The sequence below is a fragment of the Cellulophaga sp. 3_MG-2023 genome (assembly GCF_030546975.1).
GTDB lineage: Bacteria > Bacteroidota > Bacteroidia > Flavobacteriales > Flavobacteriaceae > Cellulophaga.
Map to the genome: position 1 here is coordinate 36754 of NZ_JAUOPS010000006.1, position 20876 is coordinate 57629.

General features: G+C 31.5%; 18 protein-coding genes and 1 tRNA gene. 7 read left to right on the forward strand and 12 right to left on the reverse strand.

Features of this window, described 5'->3' with window-relative positions:
- Positions 1-54 precede the first annotated feature (54 nt).
- The 5 genes from aqpZ to Q4487_RS14055 form a co-directional block, all read right to left on the reverse strand.
- On the reverse strand, positions 55-744 hold the full coding sequence (gene aqpZ / locus Q4487_RS14035) for an aquaporin Z (protein WP_303544757.1): 690 nt from the start codon (positions 742-744) through the stop codon (positions 55-57).
- A 119-nt stretch (positions 745-863) separates the two neighbouring features.
- Positions 864-2102: a DUF3999 family protein gene (locus Q4487_RS14040; protein ID WP_303544760.1), complete on the reverse strand. Its 1239-nt coding sequence runs from the start codon at positions 2100-2102 to the stop codon at positions 864-866.
- Positions 2083-4470: a DUF2339 domain-containing protein gene (locus tag Q4487_RS14045; protein WP_303544763.1), complete on the reverse strand. Its 2388-nt coding sequence runs from the start codon at positions 4468-4470 to the stop codon at positions 2083-2085. Before Q4487_RS14045 ends, Q4487_RS14040 begins: the two co-directional genes overlap by 20 nt.
- 161 nt (positions 4471-4631) lie before the next feature.
- Positions 4632-5777: a serine hydrolase gene (locus Q4487_RS14050; protein ID WP_303544766.1), complete on the reverse strand. Its 1146-nt coding sequence runs from the start codon at positions 5775-5777 to the stop codon at positions 4632-4634.
- Positions 5774-6016 (reverse strand): hypothetical protein, encoded by a 243-nt coding sequence (locus Q4487_RS14055; RefSeq protein WP_100895180.1) that lies wholly within the window; start codon positions 6014-6016, stop codon positions 5774-5776. The genes Q4487_RS14050 and Q4487_RS14055 overlap by 4 nt, the downstream gene beginning before the upstream one ends.
- Positions 6017-6238: 222 nt before the next feature.
- On the opposite strand from Q4487_RS14055, the gene Q4487_RS14060 reads away from it, so the two are divergent.
- The 6 genes from Q4487_RS14060 to Q4487_RS14085 all read left to right on the forward strand — a co-directional run bounded on the left by Q4487_RS14060 (position 6239) and on the right by Q4487_RS14085 (position 13180).
- Positions 6239-7120 (forward strand): peptidyl-prolyl cis-trans isomerase, encoded by an 882-nt coding sequence (locus Q4487_RS14060; protein ID WP_303544770.1) that lies wholly within the window; start codon positions 6239-6241, stop codon positions 7118-7120.
- Complete coding sequence (locus Q4487_RS14065; RefSeq protein WP_303544773.1) at positions 7104-8531, forward strand: peptidylprolyl isomerase; 1428 nt, start codon at positions 7104-7106, stop codon at positions 8529-8531. Before Q4487_RS14060 ends, Q4487_RS14065 begins: the two co-directional genes overlap by 17 nt.
- Positions 8532-8540: 9 nt before the next feature.
- Positions 8541-9494, forward strand: a complete 954-nt coding sequence (locus Q4487_RS14070) for a MoxR family ATPase (RefSeq protein ID WP_303544776.1) — start codon at positions 8541-8543, stop codon at positions 9492-9494.
- A gap of 198 nt (positions 9495-9692) precedes the next feature.
- Entirely contained in the window at positions 9693-11960 is a 2268-nt protein-coding gene (locus Q4487_RS14075) for an aconitate hydratase (RefSeq protein WP_100895184.1), read from the forward strand.
- A gap of 102 nt (positions 11961-12062) precedes the next feature.
- A complete protein-coding gene (locus Q4487_RS14080) occupies positions 12063-12617 on the forward strand; it encodes a TlpA disulfide reductase family protein (protein ID WP_232732612.1) in 555 nt (184 codons plus the stop codon).
- 2 nt (positions 12618-12619) lie between these two features.
- Positions 12620-13180, forward strand: a complete 561-nt coding sequence (locus Q4487_RS14085; RefSeq protein ID WP_303544780.1) for a TlpA disulfide reductase family protein — start codon at positions 12620-12622, stop codon at positions 13178-13180.
- A 48-nt stretch (positions 13181-13228) separates the two neighbouring features.
- Here the strand turns inward: Q4487_RS14085 and Q4487_RS14090 are convergent.
- Positions 13229-13312: transfer RNA gene (locus tag Q4487_RS14090), tRNA-Leu, on the reverse strand.
- Between the two features lie 155 nt (positions 13313-13467).
- Between Q4487_RS14090 and Q4487_RS14095 the strand changes: the two genes are divergently transcribed.
- Positions 13468-14757, forward strand: a complete 1290-nt coding sequence (locus Q4487_RS14095; RefSeq protein ID WP_303544783.1) for a deoxyribodipyrimidine photo-lyase — start codon at positions 13468-13470, stop codon at positions 14755-14757.
- Here Q4487_RS14095 and Q4487_RS14100 read toward each other — a convergent pair.
- The 6 genes from Q4487_RS14100 to Q4487_RS14125 form a co-directional block, all read right to left on the reverse strand.
- Positions 14754-15446, reverse strand: coding sequence for a lycopene cyclase domain-containing protein (locus Q4487_RS14100; RefSeq protein ID WP_100895187.1), 693 nt, complete (start codon positions 15444-15446; stop codon positions 14754-14756). The genes Q4487_RS14095 and Q4487_RS14100 overlap by 4 nt on opposite strands.
- On the reverse strand, positions 15446-15904 hold the full coding sequence (locus tag Q4487_RS14105) for a sterol desaturase family protein (protein WP_100895188.1): 459 nt from the start codon (positions 15902-15904) through the stop codon (positions 15446-15448). The genes Q4487_RS14100 and Q4487_RS14105 overlap by 1 nt, the downstream gene beginning before the upstream one ends.
- The gene (locus Q4487_RS14110; protein WP_100895189.1) at positions 15904-16362 is read right to left on the reverse strand and encodes a hypothetical protein; all 459 of its coding nucleotides are present in this window, start codon (positions 16360-16362) and stop codon (positions 15904-15906) included. Before Q4487_RS14110 ends, Q4487_RS14105 begins: the two co-directional genes overlap by 1 nt.
- A gap of 52 nt (positions 16363-16414) precedes the next feature.
- Complete coding sequence (locus tag Q4487_RS14115) at positions 16415-17251, reverse strand: phytoene/squalene synthase family protein (protein ID WP_100895190.1); 837 nt, start codon at positions 17249-17251, stop codon at positions 16415-16417.
- A complete protein-coding gene (locus Q4487_RS14120) occupies positions 17251-18711 on the reverse strand; it encodes an NAD(P)/FAD-dependent oxidoreductase (protein WP_303544794.1) in 1461 nt (486 codons plus the stop codon). The genes Q4487_RS14115 and Q4487_RS14120 overlap by 1 nt, the downstream gene beginning before the upstream one ends.
- A 126-nt stretch (positions 18712-18837) precedes the next feature.
- Positions 18838-20799, reverse strand: a complete 1962-nt coding sequence (locus Q4487_RS14125; protein WP_303544798.1) for a fasciclin domain-containing protein — start codon at positions 20797-20799, stop codon at positions 18838-18840.
- Positions 20800-20876 lie beyond the last annotated feature (77 nt).

Consider the following 20876-nt stretch of genomic DNA (forward strand, 5'->3'; position numbering starts at 1 on the left):
ATAAAAAAAGCCCTAGAAAATTAATTTTCTAGGGCTTTTGCTTTTTTTTAAGTCTTATTTTTCTTCAGGAGAGATTAATTTGTAAACCAAGCCTGCTAAAATAGCCCCTATTATAGGAGCTACCCAAAATAGCCATAATTGTGGTAAAGCACCATCTGTTTGTGCAAATAATGCCTGACTGGTACTACGTGCAGGGTTTACAGATGTGTTAGTCACAGGAATGCTAATTAAGTGTATTAGTGTAAGTCCAAGCCCAATAGCTAAACCAGCCATACCTTTAGGAGCTTTAGAGTGCGTTGCGCCAAGTATAATTATTAGAAACATAAACGTCATTGCAATTTCTGTAATTAATGCTGATGTCATATTGTACCCGCCAGGAGAAAACTCCCCAAAACCATTAGAGGCAAAGCCACCAATATTAAAGCCTTCTTTACCGCTAACAATAGCGTATAAAATTGCTGCTCCTGCAATACCGCCCATTACTTGAGCAATTATGTATGGGAAGAGATCTTTTTTATCAAACCTGCCGCCAACACATAACCCAATAGAAACTGCTGGATTTAAGTGGCAACCAGATATATGGCCAATTGCATATGCCATAGTTACTACTGTTAATCCAAAAGCAAGTGCAACACCTGCAAATCCAATTCCTAATTCTGTGTATGCAGCTGCTAATACAGCGCTACCACATCCGCCAAGGACAAGCCAAAGCGTACCAATAAATTCTGCTACTAATTTTTTCATTTTTGTTTGTTAATGGTTAATAAGTGTTTAATACCATAACAAAGCGTAAGAAAGTAAGTTGTAAAATATGGGGGGATTCACAAGTTACAAAAAAACGGAGCTAGTTGTATGTTAAGTTTTTATTCTGGTTTTTTACTTAACATTTTATAAGAAAACCAGCCAATTACAAGCATAACTATTCCCATAATAAGCCAAAGCCATATTTTATTTGTAAATAATGGTTCTTGAATTTTTTCTTCTTTTTTTGCAATTTCTGTTACTGAGCCAAGAGTTAAGCCTTTAATGTCTTCTGGCATTTTTATGTTTAGCTGTGCAATATCGTAATTTGGTGCGTAGGCACTTTTGTTACCATAGGTTAAATAATACGTAGCTGGTTCGGTAAACCTAGCTGTTAGTTGGTATTTGTAACCTTTGGCGTTTATATTATCTATTTTTAAAGGTTGATTATCAAAATTTAAAATAGTAACTCTTATTTTTTTTGAAAAAGTATTATCAAAAGTAAATGCGTTATTTTCAATAGATGATAATGTGCCAATTCTTAGAGTATTGTAGTTGTAAACGTACCCTTTTTCTGTTTTAACACTGTCTATTAGTTCCTCAATTTTTATAGGTCTGTAGTAGTCTATTTTATTGTTAACCTTTACGGTAATTTGATGTGTAGGTGCTTTTCTATCAAACGCAATATTTACTATTGTTTTTTTATTTTTTTTATCTTCAACTACATTAAAAGATTTTACTGTTCTGTCTGTAATATTAGCTGCTGTCTGTTGTTGGTGTTCTAATGTAGCTTTTTCTAATATTGGTTCTTCATCACTCTTAATGCCTATTCTAAAATAACTGAATTCCGCAGCAGGAAATGTAATGTCTGTAAAGCTGTAATTGGTTTGACTATTTTTTATGGCAACAATTCTATAGTCATCATATATTTTAAACCATTTTTTTTGGTGATGACTAGCTTCTACCAAAACTTTCCAATCAAAATTAGAATTCTCAAAATTTAGTTTTATGTGGTTAATAGCATCTTTAGAAGGTACTTTAAGTGTAAAATAATATACGCCATCTTTAGTGCTAGCATTTAGTAATTTATAATCTACCGTTTTTGTTTTTAGCTTAGGAGATGTGTAGTTTAACAGGTAGGGCGCTTCAATAGTATCATTTTTGGCTGTTATACCATAAATACGAATATCACTTAAGCGTTCCTGTGTATTAGAGAAAACAACGTCTGGCAGTGTAATTGTATGCCAGGTGTCTTTAATATTTTTAAGCTCAATTTTAGCATCATAATTTTGCATTTGACCGTAAAATGCAACTGTGATCAGTAAAAAAAATAGTGTGAATTTATTCTGCTTTTGTCTCATCAAAAATTTTGTTTTTGTACTTATTGTATAAAAATGAAACTCCTAAAATTAATAGCCCTAATATAACTAGGACAAGAGTTTTTGATATAGTGTTTAAAGATGCCAAATCTAAAAAGAATAGCTTAATTATGGTGATTCCAAATAAAATAATACCTCCAATACGTAAGTATTTAATTTTTTTCCAGATGCCTTTAGCTACCAAGAAGAAAGAATATAGCCCCCATAAAATGGTTAGCTCTAGTCCGTATGTTTGTTCTGCACCAGACAAATCTATCCAATTAATAAGTTCACTACTTAAAATCCAAAGTACAGTAATGTTAAGTAGTATAGAAAACGCAATTTTAAAGTTTATGCGCATAAAACTTTGCTTAGTGTAGCTGTAAGTACAGTGTACTATTAGTGCTATAAACGCATAAAGTATATACCTTACTGCAAGGTGCATACTTCCAGAGTTGTAATATTCAGACGGATCTAAATAGCTATCTCTTAAGTCACTTACAATAAGTAGACCAATTGTTAAAGAAATAAATAAAACAAGACTGTTAATACTAATGTTTGCAATACCTAATGCTCTGTTTTTTATCTTTTTAATATTTATGATACTTAGTATAGAAAAGAATAACAAGGTGTAGCATACAAGTGTTAGTATGCTAAAGCTATTAATGTCATAATTAATAGGGTTGCTATAAATGTCTGTTTTGTCTATTATAATTTTAGACTTATCTAGAGCTAAATTAAAGTAGTGTATTATTTCTACAAAGAAACTACTAAATGTTACTAACATTAATACTATTGGGGCAATGTAAGATAAAACGTTGTTTTTGGTATTGTGTTTTTTATTGGTTGTATAAATGAAATACAAAGAAGCAATGCTAAGTAAAGATCCTAATAAATTTACGTTTAATAGTGGAGTAACATTACCTACGTAATCACTATAATAACTATGATCTAAGTAGTAAGTGCCCCAATCTTGAAATAAGCTTAGTAGAGATAATATTATTAATGGATAAGAGATTTTCTTTAATATAGGAGCGCCTTTTGATGAGCCAATCCAGAAAAGTAAAGCGGCAATAGTAATCCACAAAATAGTAACGTAATTACCGTCTAGTTGTACAGGTACAGCAATGGTGATAAAAACAAACACCATACCTAATATAAAATATAAAAGCTTACTATCTGCTAATTTTTGTTTGTATAAAATAGTGCCAGCAATAAAATGCAACAACGCATTTGCAACCGTAAATAAGCCTAAATAACCGTTGTAATCTTGATTATAACTTAGTAGGTAAAAACCATAACCAAAAAAGATAAATGAGTTTACTAAAAGTATTAAAATAGAGCTAGGGTTAAAAGCATGGTTCTTTTTTATTTTATTAACTATAAATGTTGTGTAAAATATCAGGAAAAATATAAATAAGAATAAAAAGGCTTTTGTAAAGTAGTCATAATTATAGCTGAATAAAAACCACGAACCGTATATAAACCAGGTAAATATAAAAGCAGAGTAGAATAAGCTCTTCCAATCTTTTTTAAATGACAATGTTAAAATGCCTATGTTAATTATAGACATATATGTAAATAAAATTCCAACTTGTCCAGATCCACTACTAAGTAAAAAAGGAACAGCGTATGCCCCAACCAAGCCAATATGTGCAATTGCCTGTTTGTTGTAGTTAATAGCGGCAATAACTGTAAATACGGTGAGTAATACCATTATTGCAAAAGCGGGTATTTGCGAAAATATATCGTAAAAACTATAGGCAGCAAACGTTATAAAGTAGAGTATGGCAATAGAGCCACTTACTAAAACAGCACTGTAACTAGTGTATTTTTCTTTTAATTTAATTCCAAGACCAAGTAAACCTAGACCGGTTAAGTATCCTAAAATTATTCTTGTTAACGGACTAATTAAATTGTTTTCTATAGAGTATTTAGCACCAATTGCAACGCCTATAACAACTATTAGAATACCTATTTTGTTTAAAAGGTTTTCTCCAATAAATTTTTCAATATTAGATTTACCTTTAGATTTAGAGATTCTTTTTTCTCTAGGTTTTATATTTTGTTTAGGTTGTTTAGTTGCATTTTGCGGGGCAGTAATAGGGTCTTTATAAACATCTTTCGTCACTTCTATAACAGGTTCTTTTACTGTAGGCTTTTCTACTGTAGGTTCTGTAATAGGGGTAACTTCTGGTGTTGTAATAGTTGCAGGCTTTTCACTACTTTTTTGTTTAGGAATACCATCTTTTTTAAGTCGCTCTATTTCTTTGTGTAGGACCATTAGTTCTTTAGCAAAGTGTTCTTGCTTGCTTAAAAGAATTTCAAACTGCTTGGTTAGGTTATTTAAATATTCTTGGTCGTTTGCCATAAGCTGGTTCCTAAAAATTACGTGTTGTTATAGTAGCACGCAATGTAGCGATAACTATAGGTTGGTTTGTACCCCGTAAACAGTGAAATATAACAGTTTACAAATTTAATTGGTTATATACTATAACAAGTTTAAGTGTTAAATAGTATAATAGGTTATTTTTAGTTCTGCTTTTTTTGCAGGTTGTAATTGTAAAATTCTCTACCTAATTCTGCTAAAAATGGAATTCCCACAGTTTCATACTCGTAGTTATTGTCATTAAAAACGCCATTTTTATTTACTAGAATAGTTGCTGTTAGCATAAAACTAATATCGTTTTCTGTGTCTTCAATAAAAGCACAATCTGTTAGTGTACCATATGCGTAACCAACCTTATTGTATATCTTTATATTGTTTGGTATAGGGTCTTTTGTGTTACCAAACATAAAAAACTTTACATAACTGTCATAATAAGAATCACTAGTATAGCCAGCGTCTTTAGGAGTATTGCTCATTGCGTTTTTTAAAAATGCTATATCATCCAAGTACAAATTAAACTGTTGTTCTTTTGTAAATGATTCTGGGTAAATAACGCGTTGCAAAACTTGTTGCTGAGCTTCAATACTGTAAAAATTCTTCAAACTAAAATCAAAAGCCTCTTTTTGTAATATATTTTCTTTATCAATATAACCAATGCCTTTTTTAATCTTATTGAGGTTTAAAGGTAAAATAGGGCTGTTAATTATGGCTTTGCTGTTTGTTGTAGTGCTATCATTTAAATAAACAACCAAAGGTTTTGTGGTAACATTATCAGCATCTTCTGTAGCTAATCTATGAGCTATTCTAACATTTTCAATGCCCTTTTTTTTTAATTTTTTATTAATGTAATCCTGACCTAAAAACTCAAATAACCTGTTATAGGCTTCATTATCGCTAACAGCAAATATTTTAATTATTTCTTTGGCAAATGTTGTTTTAATAGAGTCTCCTTCAATAAAAAATTCGGTATCCTTAGTAAGATTGTCACTCTCAAATATTTTTTCTAAAGTTAAAATGGCAACCGGTAATTTAACAGAGCTAGCAGGGTAAAAATAGTTTTTAGGATTAGTATTAAAATCATAGTTTTTGGCTATATACAATCCGTTTTTTTTATTTATCTCGGTATATCTAAATTGTACTTCGTGTTTAGAAATACTGTCCAGAACCTTTTTTATATTATCACTTTTAGATGCTAAAAAATAGTCAATAGGGTGGTTTATTTTTTGCTGTTTTTCTTTACAAGAAAAAAGTAGCACTAGCGTACATATAATGAGTGTAAAATGTTTCATTCTGCAGTGTATAATTCTCCTCTATGTGGTTTTAAAGCATCTCTAACAGTAATCATTTCAGCCTCGTTAACAACCAAATAAGCAATACTATGCATATCTGTTAAAGCATTAAAGCCCGTAATGTTTAATTGTAAATTTTCTGCGGTAATAAATTCTTTTAAATGTATTTCATGGTGCTCTGCAGTTTTCTCTGCTGCAGGACCTCTAAAATCCCAAATAAGTTTTATTTTTTTAGACATTTAGTAATAGTTAATTTGGTGTAATAAGGGTAAAACTACTATTTCTTTATGAAAACAATGTAGTGTAAATCACATAAAAAAATACTTTTTTAAGGTCTAAAGGAGTTTTTTGATGTTAAAAATTAACTTTTTTTATTGTTTGATGCTAAAAAGTGTTAATCATTTTACAATAAATCTTGTATCGCAACATCTAATTGTTATTTTTGCGTGATGCACCAATTTATGCAACATACAAATAAGTTAGTTTTCTTGTTAGGAATACTTTATGGCACGTTAACACTTAGCTCTTGCCAAGGTGTTTTTGTTAGTGATAAAGATAAAGAAGCAGTAGCAAGAGTAGGAGAGAACTTTTTATACAAAGAAGACTTAGTAGATTTAGTGCCTAAAGGCACAGCTAAAGAAGATAGTATAACCTTAGTTACCAATTATATTAATAATTGGGCATCTAAGCAATTGCTTATGTCTAAATCTAAAGTAAACCTGTCTGAAGAGCAGTTAGCAGAGTTTGATAGGCTTGTAGCTAATTATAAAACAGATTTGTATACAGGAGCTTACAAAGAAGCTTTGGTACAGAAAAAGCAAGATACGGTAATTAGCAAGGAGGAGTTAAATGCTTTTTACCAAAAAGAGAAAGAAAATTTTAAACTAAACGAAAAAATTCTGCGTGTACGTTATGTAGAGTTACCACCACAGTTTATAAATAAGTCTGCGGTAATAGATAAATTAAAAGGTTTTACTGAAAAAGACCGAATGTATTTAGACTCTATTAGTGTACAGTTTAGAAAAGTTAACTTTAACGATTCTGTTTGGGTAGAGGCATCTAGGTTAACTAGCGAAATACCTCCTTTAACATCAGAAAATGAGAAGCAGTATTTAAAAAAATCACAATTTTTTGAAATGCAAGATTCATTAGGGGTATATTTGACAAAGGTTGTAGATATGTTAGATAAAAACGAACCTGCACCTTTACAGTATATTACACCTACAATTAAACGTGTTTTGCTTAACCGTAGAAGAATAGAATACTTAAGGAAACTAGAAGTAGATATTATAGATGAAGCTATTAAAAATAAGGAATTTGAGACATATGAAAAACAAGAATAACAACATTACTTTTTTACTAGCAATGTTATTAACTGTAAGCTTTACAGCTAATGCAATGCAAGAACAAGAGCAGGTTGAAGATGTTGTGCAAATAGCGCAAGACACTATAAAATCTAACTTTAAAAGAATAAAATTAGATGGTGTTTCTGCAGTTGTAGGAGATCATGTAATATTAGATTCTGATATTGAAAAAACATTGATAGATTTACGTAGTCAAGGTGTGTCTGAAGATGATGTAACTAAATGTGGTTTGTTAGGTAAATTAATGGAAGACCGTTTGTACGCGCACCAAGCAGTACAAGATAGTTTGTTAGTTTCTGATGATGAGGTAAATGCAACAAGTGAAAGGCAAATACAAGGTTTAGTAGGGCAAATTGGTTCTATGGACAAATTGCTTAAGTATTACAAAAAAGATTCTCAGGAAGCATTAAGAGAAGATCTTTTTAAAATAAATAAGCTAAGAATGTTGTCTGAAAAAATGCAACAAAAAATTGTAGCAGAAATAGAAATTACTCCAGAAGAAGTTAGACAATTTTACAAGAAAATACCAAAGGATGAGAGACCAGTTTTTGGTGCACAGTTAGAGATAGCACAAATTGTAAAACAACCAGAAGCTAGTGATGAAGAAAAACAAAAAGTAATAGACAAGCTTAATAAAATAAGAGAAGATGTTTTAGAAGGTGGTTCTAGTTTTAAAATTAAAGCAATTATTTCATCTGAGGATGAAGGATCTAGGTCTAATGGTGGTTTTTATAAAATTACCAAAGAAACGGGTTTTGTAAAAGAGTTTAAAGACGTTGCTTTTAGTTTGAAAGAGGGCGAAGTTTCTGAACCTTTTGAAACACAGTTTGGATATCACATTATATACTTAGAAAAAATTAAAGGTCAGGAAAGAGATATAAGACACATTCTTATGGCCCCTAAAGTATCTGATGAAAGACTAGAAGCAGCTAGGATAGAATTAGAGAAAATAAGACAGAGAATTTTAGATGGAGAATTAACATTTGCAGAAGCTGCTTTAAATTTTTCTGATCAAAAGGAAACAAAATTTGAAGGCGGACAGTTAAGAAACCCACAAGATTTTAGTACCAAGTTTGAGCTTACTAAAATGCAACCAGAGTTGTACAACCAAGTTAGAGATATTAAAGATAATGAAATCTCTATGCCAATTTTAGAGGTAGAGCAAAAAGGCGGTGCAAAAAAGTATAAGATAATGAAGATTACCAATAGGTATGACGAGCACGTAGCGGATTTTGCACAAGATTATATTAAAATTCAGGAATTAGCATTAACGCAAAAAAGAGTAGATGCTATACAAAAATGGATGGTAGAACATATTAATGATACCTACGTTAGTATTAATAAAGACAATAAAGATTGCGAGTTTAAAAATAACTGGTTTAAAAAATAGTAGAACTATATGTCTGATGTAACTGCTGTTAAAAATTTGGTTGAAAAACACCACGCACTAAAGCAAGAAATTGCCAAAGTAATTGTGGGCCAAGATGTGGTAATAGATCAAATTTTATTATCTATTTATACAGGCGGTCACTCTTTGTTAGTAGGTGTGCCCGGTTTGGCAAAAACCTTAATGGTTAATACAATAGCCCAAACTTTAGGTTTAGATTTTAAACGGATACAGTTTACACCAGATTTAATGCCTAGTGATATTTTAGGTAGTGAAATATTAGATGAAAAAAGAAACTTTAAATTTATTAAAGGACCAATTTTTTCTAATATTATATTGGCTGATGAAATAAATAGGACTCCGCCTAAAACACAGGCAGCACTTTTAGAGGCAATGCAAGAGAGGTCTGTTACAATAGCAGGTCAAAACTATAAGCTAGAGCTACCTTATTTTGTTTTAGCTACGCAAAACCCAATAGAGCAAGAAGGTACTTATCCTTTGCCAGAAGCACAGCTAGATAGGTTTATGTTTGCTATAGAATTACAATACCCATCTGTAGCAGAAGAAATAGAGGTTGTAAAACGTACAACATCAGATAATAAACCAACAATTAACGCTTTGTTTAGTGCAGAAGAAATTGTTGCTGTACAACATCTAGTACGTAGAATTCCTGTGCCAGATAATGTTGTAGAATATGCTGTAAAATTGGTAAATAAAACTAGACCAAATCTAGACACAGCAGAAGATTATGTAAAACAATATATAGATTGGGGAGCAGGACCAAGAGCATCACAAAATTTAATATTAGCAGCTAAAGCACACGCTGCTATAAACGGTAAGTTTTCTCCAGATATAGAAGATGTACAAGCTGTAGCAATTGGTATATTAAGACATAGAATAATTAAAAACTACAAAGCAGAGGCAGAAGGTATCTCTGAAGAGCAAATTATTGCTAAATTGTTCTAATAAAGAAAAATCAATTTCAAACGTTTTCGTAAACAATTTGATAAAATTTTAAGTAAAAAATGATGCATTCATTTTTACAAGTACTTTTTTTTGATTTTTCGGCAAAATAATAGTAATCGTTGCCAAATTTCTTCGTTTACCCTTTAGATTTTATTAATTTTGTGGAATTGCAATAAATTAAACTCAAAACTAAAAGGAATGGCATTTGACATTGATATGATAAAAGGGGTTTATGCCCGTATGGCTGAACGAGTAGATAAGGCTCGTGAAATAGTAGGAAAGCCACTTACACTTTCAGAAAAAATATTGTATTCTCACTTATGGGATGGTAATCCAAATACTAAATTTACAAGAGGTAAAGATTATGTAGATTTTGCACCAGACCGTATTGCTTGTCAAGATGCCACCGCACAAATGGCATTACTACAGTTTATGCAAGCTGGTAAGCCAAAAGTTGCAGTTCCTACAACAGTACACTGTGATCACTTAATACAAGCAAAAAGTGGTGCTGCACCAGATTTAAAGGTTGCTAATTCTACAAGTGCTGAAGTATTTAACTTTTTAGAGTCTGTTTCTAACAAATACGGTATTGGTTTCTGGAAACCAGGAGCAGGTATTATTCACCAAGTAGTTTTAGAAAATTATGCATTTCCAGGCGGAATGATGATTGGTACAGATTCTCATACAGTTAACGCTGGTGGTTTAGGTATGGTTGCTATTGGTGTTGGTGGTGCAGATGCTGTAGATGTTATGGCAGGTATGGCTTGGGAGCTTAAGTTTCCTAAATTAATAGGTGTTAAATTAACAGGTAATATTTCTGGTTGGACTTCAGCTAAAGATGTTATTTTAAAAGTTGCTGGTATCTTAACTGTAAAAGGTGGTACAGGTGCAATTGTAGAATATTTTGGAGAAGGTGCTAAAAACCTTTCTTGTACGGGTAAAGGTACAATTTGTAATATGGGTGCAGAAGTAGGTGCAACTACTTCTACATTTGGTTATGATGAGTCTATGGAACGTTATTTACGTGCTACAGACCGTAGTGACGTTGCAGATGCTGCTAACCAAGTAAAAGAGCATTTAACAGCAGATCCAGAAGTATATGCTAATCCAGAGCAATATTTTGATGAAATTATAGAAATAAACTTAGATGAATTAAGACCTCATTTAAACGGACCTTTTACTCCAGATTTAGCTACGCCAGTAGGTCAGTTAGGAGAAAAAGCAAAAGAAAATGATTGGCCTTTAAAAGTAGATTGGGGATTAATTGGTTCTTGTACTAACTCTTCATACGAAGATTTAACTAGAGCAGCTTCTATTGCTAAACAAGCTGTAGATAAAAAAATTAAGCCTAAATCAGATTTTGGTATCAACCCTGGTTCAGAACAAATTCGTTTTACTGCAGAAAGAGACGGTATTTTAGATATTTTTGAAAACTTAGGAGCAACAGTATTTACTAACGCTTGTGGACCTTGTATAGGTCAATGGGATAGAAGTGATGCTAAAGGAGATGAGAAAAACACAATTGTACACTCATTTAACCGTAACTTCTCTAAAAGAGCAGATGGTAACCCTAATACACACGCTTTTGTTGGTTCTCCAGAAATGGTTGCTGCAATAGCAATATCTGGTCGTTTAGATTTTGATCCAATGAACGATACATTAATTAACGAAGATGGTGAGGAAGTAAAATTAGATATGCCTTTAGGTATAGAATTACCTCCACAAGGTTTTGATGTAGAAGATGCTGGTTACTTAGCTCCAGATGCAGATGGTTCTGGTGTAGAAGTTAAAGTTTCTCCAGATTCTGAAAGGTTACAATTGTTAGAGCCATTTACTCCAATAAAAGACGAAAGTTTAATGGGGGCTAAATTGCTTATCAAAGCTTTTGGTAAATGTACAACAGACCACATTTCTATGGCTGGTCCTTGGTTACGTTTCCGTGGTCACTTAGATAATATTTCTAATAACTGTTTAATTGGTGCTGTTAACGCTTTTGGTAAAAAGACCAATTTTGTTAAAAATCAATTAACAGGTGAGTTTGCAGGCGTACCAGACACGGCACGTGCATACAAAGCAGCAGGTGTTAGATCTGTAGTTGTGGGTGATCATAACTATGGAGAAGGATCTTCTCGTGAGCACGCAGCTATGGAGCCAAGACATTTAGGTGTTGCAGCTGTAATAGTAAAATCTTTTGCACGTATTCATGAAACAAACCTTAAAAAGCAAGGTATGTTAGGATTAACGTTTGCTAATGAAGCAGATTATGATCTTGTGCAAGAAGATGATACATTTAACTTTGTAGATATAGCAGATTTTGCACCAGAAAAGCAATTAACTTTAGAGTTAGTGCATGCAGATGGTAGTAAAGATGTTATTAAGCTAAACCATACGTATAACCAACCTCAAATAGATTGGTATAGAGAAGGTTCTGCTTTAAATGTAATTAAAAAAGAAAACGCGGCATAAGCCAAGTTTGTTTTAATAAAAGGAAACTCCCGAAGTAATTCGGGAGTTTTTATTTTTATATGAATTTATCTTCATATTTTAGAGGTAACTATACAATATAAAATGAAAAAGAAAACAGTTTTTACTCTTTTAATAATGCTTCTTGTAGCAGCATTTTTTTGGACTCCCTTAGGGCATATGGGAAAAATTTTTTTAAATAAAATGGTAGCTACTGCACCATCTGTAATAGCAAAAGAAAATCAGAAAACAGTAACAGATTATGACTGGGTTTTAAAAGATGAAAATCACAACTTGTTTAATTTTAAAAAGTCTAAAGGAAATGTGATTTTTATAAACAATTGGGCATCATGGAAAGTACATTGTGAAGCAGAACTACAATCTATTCAGAATTTTTATAATGCTTATAAAGGCAAAGTAGATTTTTATATTATTACTAATGAAGAAAAAGACGTTGTAGAAGAATTTATGGCGTTAAAGAAATTTACTTTTCCAGTTACCTATTTAATTATTGATGCTAAGCACGCTGTAAATACAGAAAAAGTACCATCTAGTTATGTAGTAGATAAACAAGGCAATATTGTTATTTATGAAGAAGGAATCTCTAACTGGGATAATAATACGGTATACGAGACTATAGATAGACTTATAGCGGAATAGTAATGGCGATTACAAGAAAGAGAATATTCAATATTGTTTTTTATGTACTTATAGTTGCAATAGTATTTACACCATTGGGTTTTAAAGTTAAGGTGTTTGCAAACAGAATTTTTTCTGGCAGCGCAGCTAAAATAGAAGTTAAAGAGCAAGTTACATTACAAAATTACAATTGGAAATTTACAAACGCTAAAGGAGATGTTTATAATTTACAAGACTACAAAGGTAAAGTAGTTTTAATTAATTTTTGGGCTACTTGGTGTCCGCCTTGTGTAGCAGAAATGCCAAGCTTGCAAAAATTATACACAGATTATCAGGATAAGGTTGTTTTTGTGCTTCTAGCAAGTGATAAAGTGGCAAAGGTAAATGCTTATTTAAAAGAAAATAACTTCAGTTTTAATGTGTATTACTCTAACTATAAATTACCCAAAGAGCTAAACTATGATGTAATTCCCACTACATACATTTTAAGCAAGTCAGGGGAAATTGTAGTACAAGAAACAGGAGCAAAAGATTGGAACAGTACAAAAACAAGAGAAATATTAAATGAGTTATTAAACAATTAATTTAAAAACATAAAAATAAAAAGCGCTCTACTAGAAGCGCTTTTTTTGTGACCACGACTGGAGTCGAACCAGCACGTTCATAAGAACACTACCCCCTCAAGGTAGCACGTCTACCAATTCCGCCACGTGGCCAAATTTTGCAGGATACAAATATAACTATGTGGTATGTATAAATAAACTTTTTCATTTTATATTTTCAAGGCTATTTTTCTTGTATTTACACTATGTTAAGTAGTATTTTTAATGAATAGGTCTTATTTTTGAAATGAAGCTTTAATATAGTTTTTATGAGTGATAAAATATCGGTTTTTTGGTTTAGAAGAGATTTAAGAATAGAGGATAATACAGCATTACATTATGCCTTAAAATCTGGAAAACGAGTGCTACCTATTTTTATTTTTGATAAAAAAATTCTAAACGAATTGGATAATGACGATGCAAGAGTCACTTTTATTCACAAAACACTTTCAGATATTAATGCAAGTTTAAAAAAGCATAATGGTGGGGTATTTTGTCTACATACAACGCCAGAAGATGCGTGGAAAAAATTAACAGAAGATTACACTATTGAGAATGTTTTTTTTAATAAAGATTATGAGCCTTATGCTAAAGACAGGGATAGTAAAATTATATCCTTTCTAGAAGAAAAAAATATAAATGTATCTGTATATAAAGACAGTGTTATTTTTGAAGAAAACGATGTTCTAAAAAACGATGGAGATCCTTACACCGTATATACACCGTTTAAAAATAAGTGGAAATCTCTATTTAAGCCTAGCTTAATAGAAGAGAAAGTATGTGATTTTAAAGACAATTTATTAAAAATAGACCATAGTTTTCCTTCTTTAGAAGATTTAGGCTTTACAACTTCTTCTATAGAGGTACAACCTTATAATTTAGATCATTTAAGCATATATGCAGATAAAAGAGATTTTCCTTCTGATGATATAACAACGTACCTAGGCCCGCATTTGCGTTTTGGCACCGTAAGTGTACGTAAACTAATTAGAGGCTTAGATGGTTTAGAAAGTGTGTTTTTGAGTGAATTGGTTTGGAGAGAATTTTTCACTCAAATTTTATATCATTTTCCAAAAGTTGTCACTCAAAATTTTAGGTCTAAGTACGATGGTATAAAATGGCGTAACAATAAAGACGATTTTGAAAAATGGTGTTCTGGTAATACTGGCTATCCTATGGTAGATGCTGGTATGAGGCAGCTTAACCAAACAGGTTATATGCACAATAGAGTACGTATGATAACGGCTGGCTTTTTATGTAAGCATTTGTTAATAGACTGGCAATGGGGAGAAGCTTACTTTGCTAAAAAGCTTTTAGATTATGAGTTAGCATCTAATAACGGCAATTGGCAATGGGCTGCAGGTACTGGTTGTGATGCTGCTCCTTATTTTAGAATATTTAATCCTATAACACAACTTAAAAAGTTTGATAAAGATTTTAAATATGTTAGACAATGGATACCAGAGTTAGACGGTTTTAATTACCCAGAACCAATGGTAGAGCATAAATCTGCTAGAGAAAGAGCCTTAAAAGTTTATAAAGAAGGTATTGAAAATTAAGCGTTTAATTGTTTCTTTTTGTTAAAAAAGCGAAACAATTCAATATTCATAAAAATAAGTATTAGACCGTAAAAGGAATCTTCGACAGGAATAGTACCCATTCTAAAACCAATAGTTTCTGCATTGTTATACCAAACTATAGGAGACTCTAAAAAACTACCTGTTAGTATACCGTTACTAGCCATAAAAAAAGGAATAATTAATAAGTATGTTAGGTAATGGTAACTTAAGTTTATTTTTTTATAACTTAAATATGAAAGAAAAACAGCTCCTAAAACTGCTGTTGTAAATGTATAAAGTTTGTTGTAAAATAAAACAGCTATTAGTATTGATACAACAGTTAGTATAAAAGTAATATACTTTTCAGCTTTTTGTAGTGGATTATTTTTAACTAAATGCAGAAGTGCAAAATAAGTAAATACACATGCATATGGTATAGCTATAAAAAAAAGTATTTCTTCAATTGGTAATTCTCCTAAAAAAAGTCCAGTTAAGTAGCTTTTGTTAAATCCCCAAACTCCAATTGCAGTAAACCAATAATCCCATATAATAAAAAATAAAGCAACAGGTATAGACGCTTTAAAAAAAGAACCCCATTTTTTATAAAACGCGTGTTTTGGGTAAAAACTAGCAATAAATGGTATGCTTATACAGGCAATATTTATAAGTAGGTAGTAATAGGGTTTCATTAAGCTTTGTATTGTTTGTGATATTTTTTTGGAACATATAACATTCCAAAGCACTCTCCGTGTGCTTTACCTAAGTGTTTATGATGTACTTTATGCGCTTTGCGTAAACCTATTAAATACTTGTTTTTTGTTTTTTTAAACCATTTAAAACGTTGGTGTATAAGAACATCATGAATAAGAAAATATGCTATGCCGTAAAAAAGAATTCCAAGACCAATAAAGAACATAAAGTTTAGTTGTGGTCTAATACCAAAGAAAAATAATGCAATACTGGGGATTGCGAATATTACAAAAAACAAATCATTTTTTTCAAAAGGGTGTGGGTATTTAGGTTGATGATGATCTGCGTGTAAAATCCATAAAAAGCCGTGCATTACATATTTGTGGGTTAGCCAAGTTATAACTTCCATAACAGCAAATGTAACAACCGTAATTAGTATAAAAAGTACTATTTTCATTAATTGGGACTTATTGTATTTATATTTTTTAAAATTATTTTTTTATAGTTTACTGGTAATTTTGATGTTTCTAAATTATCCGTGATAAACTTTTTGTCTGCAGCAATTCTTGTGTTGTAGCCTAAGAAACTAGGAATGTTACTTTGTACTAAATACCTAACGTACCTTGCTTCTAGGTCATTTGGATATTTTTTAATGTAGCTCTCTAGTTCTTTTTTTCCTTCATTAAAGTAGGCTAGTTTTTTAAATGGCCAAATTGTAAATTCTGCTTTCTTCATTATGCAAGATGCAACGTACGGTGTAGCTAATTCACAATTTAAATCTTCGCAAGTTTTAATAAATTTTTTTAAATCATCATTGGTTTTAATTGTATGAAACTGACTTCTTACGCTATCTAAATTAGAACAATTTGTTGTTGTATTAAAAAGTAAAATCCAAAAGCAAAATAATAATTTCATCAACTAAGTTTTAAAGTACATCTAATAACCTATAAAGTTATAAGAATTTACTTTAAATAATATTAAATTTAAATCTAATATATGCCTTAGTTAATATTAAAAATTTTAGAGGGTTAGAGATGCGTATTCTACTATTCATAATACTACTAGTATCTGCTTTTTTAAGTTTTTTAAGTAGTTTAGAATAGTACTTGTAAGCTACAAAAACACCTAATCTGCTTTCTAAGGGTAGTTGAACTATGCCTTTGTAAGCTTCGGCAAAGTCGTTTTCTATATCTAATAAAATATGTTCTTTAGCAGTATGAGTAAGTGTATTTGTGTCTAACTCTGGAAAATATGATCTTCCTAATTCGTTTATATCATCTTTAAAGTCTCTTAAAAAATTTACTTTCTGAAAGGCAGATCCTAAGTACTGAGCAGATTCTTTTAAGTGATTAAACCTTGCGTTATCATTATTTACAAAAACGCGCAAGCACATTAGGCCTACTACATCTGCAGAACCGTAAATATACTCATTGTACTCTTCTCTGGTGCTGTATTCTGTCTTGTTAAGGTCAAAACGCATACTGGTTAAAAATGCATCTACATATTCTTGTAACTCGTATTTTAAAACCACTTCTTGAAAAGAATTTATTATTGGGTTTAAACTTATTTTACGAGTAAGCGACTTTCTGTATTCTTCTTCAAACTCATTTAAAAGTGTTTCTTGCTCATAGTCATGAAACGTGTCTACAATCTCATCTGCATACCTAACAAAACCATATATAGAATATATAGCGGGTCTAATAGAAGGTGCAAAAAGCTTAATACCTATAGAGAATGATGTACTATAGGTTGTGGTTATTAATTTACTACAATTAACGCTAGAGGAATCAAACAGAGCTTTCATTATTTACTGTGTTTTAAAATTAGTTCACTTACTACTTTGCCAGAGATTAATGATGGTGGCACACCTGGTCCTGGAACAGTTAATTGTCCGCAGAAATATAAATTATCTACTTTTTTACTCTTTAATTTAGGTCTTAAAATATGGGTTTGCATTAACGTATTTGCTAAACCATATGCATTTCCTTTATAGGAGTTGTAATCATCTTTAAAGTTATCTACACAATAAGATTCTTTAAATAGAATATCTTCTTTAAGACTTTGGTCTGTAAGTTTTTCTACTCTTTCTATAATCTGATTAAAGTAATGTTCTCTTAACTCTTTTGTGTCTTCTATATCTGGTGCAATTGGCACTAAAAATATTGCAGCTTCTTTGCCATCAGGAGCACTAGTAGCATCTGTTTTACTAGGGAAACTAGCATAGAACAAAGGCTTATTTGGCCATTCTTTAGTGTCATAAATTGTTTTAGCGTGCTCTTCAAAATCAGTATCAAAAAACAATGTATGATGGTTTACCGCTTCAATTTTTTTATTAAAACCTACAAAAAACAATAGGGCAGAAGGAGCAAATATTTTCTTGTCCCAATAACTTTCTGTGTATTGTCTGTATTGTTTTGGTAATAATGTTTCTGTATGGTGGTAGTCTGCGCCACTTAAAAGAATGTCACATTCCAAATAACCACTTTTACTATCTACACCTTTAACTTTTCCGTTCTCTATATTAATTTTTAAAACAGGACTATCTGTAATAGTTTTTACGCCTAAACTTTGTGCTAATTTTTGCATACCCTCTACAACTTTGTACATACCACCTTGTGGATGCCAAGTACCTAATTTAAGGTCGGCATAATTCATAAAGTTATAAAATGAAGGTGTATTGCTTGGTTTTGCACCTAAAAACAATACTGGAAACTCTAAAACTTTACGAAGCTTATCATTTTTTACGTAACCAGAAACCTGATTTTTTATAGTAAGTATAAACTCGTATAGCTTAGTAATTGTTTTACTATTTATTATTTCAAATAAATTTTCACCAGGGTTATATACAAGTTTCTTTATGGCAATATCATAATTAATGCGCGCTTTATTTATAAAACGCTCTAGTTGTTTGCCACTACCTGGTTCAATTTTTTCAAAAGTGTCTCTAGTTTCATTAAAATCCTCTGAAATAGAAATAGAGTCATTTTTACCAAAATAAATTTGGTATGCAGGATTTAATTGATCTAATTGGTAATATTCACTTGTTTTTTTACCAAAATCAGCAAAAAATTTATCAAAAACATCTGGCATCCAATAAAAAGTAGGACCAATATCAAAAACAAAACCATTTGTTTTTAGTTGTCTAGCTCTACCACCAGTTGTTGTATTTTTTTCTAGCATTGTTACATCATAACCAGCTTTTGCTAAGTAGCAACTAGCAGATAATGAAGAAAATCCAGACCCTATAATAATAACTTTTTTCATAAAGAGTTAACAAGTATCTTCCTAAGATACTATATGTTTTATAAATAATAATAAAAACCGGTGATTTTTTACATCACCGGTACAACAACCAAATTAACCTAACCAACAGGCTAATTTTATCTCAAATTAATGTGTGTCTGGAAATAAAACTTTATTTATAATATGTACAACACCATTACTAGCCTCTACGTCTGCAGTAATTACTTCACCATTATTATCTCCGGCATCTGTAATAAACACACCTCCTGTTAAGTTAACAGTTAAGTCTTGTCCTAATGCAGTTGTAATTAATTGTCCGTCTGTTAAGTCTGTAGATAAAACAGCAGCACCAGAAACAACATGGTATTTAAGTATGTCTGCTAATAATGCTTTTTCCTCATCAGTATCAAAATCAGCTAAAGTTGTATAATCTGGTCCTAAATCTTCAAATAAAGCTTCAAAAGCAGCATTACTAGGTGCAAAAACCGTAAATGGCCCTTCCATACCTAATAACTCAACCAAACCTGCATCTGCTTGTTGTAATGCGCCAACTAATAAAGATAAATCGTCTGTAGCAATAGCTAACTCTACAATGTTAGGTTGTAAAGCATCTACAATTGCTTGTGGTAATAATACTTTATCTATAATATGTATAACTCCATTTTTAGCCTCTATATCTGCTGTTGCAACAGCAGCATCTGTATCTGTAGCATCTTGTATAAATACACCATCAGTTAAATTAACAGTAATATCTTCTCCTTGCGCTGTAGCTATCATTTGTCCGTTACTTAAATCTGTAGACAATGCAGCCGTACCAGCAACTACGTGATATTTTAAAATAGTAGCTAACATTTCTTTTTCATCTTCAGTATCAAAATCTGAAAGCTCATTGTAGTCATCTCCTAATTCTTCTAACAAAGCAGCAAAAGCAGCATTAGTAGGTGCAAATACAGTAAAAGGTCCATCTGTTCCTAATAATTCTACTAAACCAGCATCTGCTTGTTGTAAAGCACCAACTAATAAAGATAAATCGTTTGTAGCTACTGCTAAATCTACAATAGTTGGTTGTTGGTCTGCAATAAAATCTACAGCAGCTTGTGGTAATAAAACCTTGTCTATTACATGAGCAACACCATTAGAAGCCATAATATCTACAGCAGAAATATTAGCATTAATATCTGATGCATCAGAGATAACAAAAGTACCATCGTTATCAACCACTTCAATTGTGTTATCTGCTAGAGCAGTACCAACTTCACCAGCAGCTAAATCTGTAGATAAAACTTTTGCAGGAACAACGTGGTATAATAAAATGTCTTTTAATAATTGTATTTCATCCTCAGTATCAAAATCATCTAAAGAAGTGTAATCGTCACCTAACATATCTAATAATGCTATAAAAGCAGTATCTGTAGGAGCAAAAACAGTAAAAGGTCCGTCTGAGTTTAAAGTGTCTACTAAGCCAGCTTTAATTACAGCAGCTTCTAAAACAGTTAAAGCATCACTAGCAACAACCACATCTACAAGAGTACCTAGGTTAATTGCGTCTATTACTGTTTGTGGTAATAAAACCTTATTTATAACGTGTACAATACCGTTTGTAGCATCTACATCTGCGGTAACTACTTGTGCATCTGCTTCTGAAGCATCACTAACAAATACGCCGTTATTTAGAGTAACAGTAACATCTTCTCCAGAAAGAGTAGTAATTACTTGTCCGTCTGTTAAGTCACCAGATGCAACAGCTGCGCCAGCAACTACATGGTATTTTAAAATGGTAGCAAGTAGTGCTTTTTCCTCTTCGGTATCAAAATCGTCCAAAGAAGAATACCCGTCTAAACTTGCAAAAAGAGCAGTAAAGGCATCATTTGTAGGAGCAAATACTGTAAAAGGTCCTGTACCACTTAAAGCACCAATAAGGTCAGAGTTTGGACTCTCATCAGATTTTGCAAGTGAAGCAACTAAAGAGCTAAGCACATCTGTTTTAGATGCCGTCTCTACAATGTTTAATTGAGATTCCATTTGCGGTGGAGTATCATCGTCATCATTACATGACGTAAAAGCAAATAAGAATAGAATTAATGCGGAAAAATAAATTTTAGTTTTCATTTTGTCTAACTTTTATAGTGTTAATCTTAGACAAATGTATTAAAATATTTGATAATGTCCAGTTTTTTTTAAAAAAA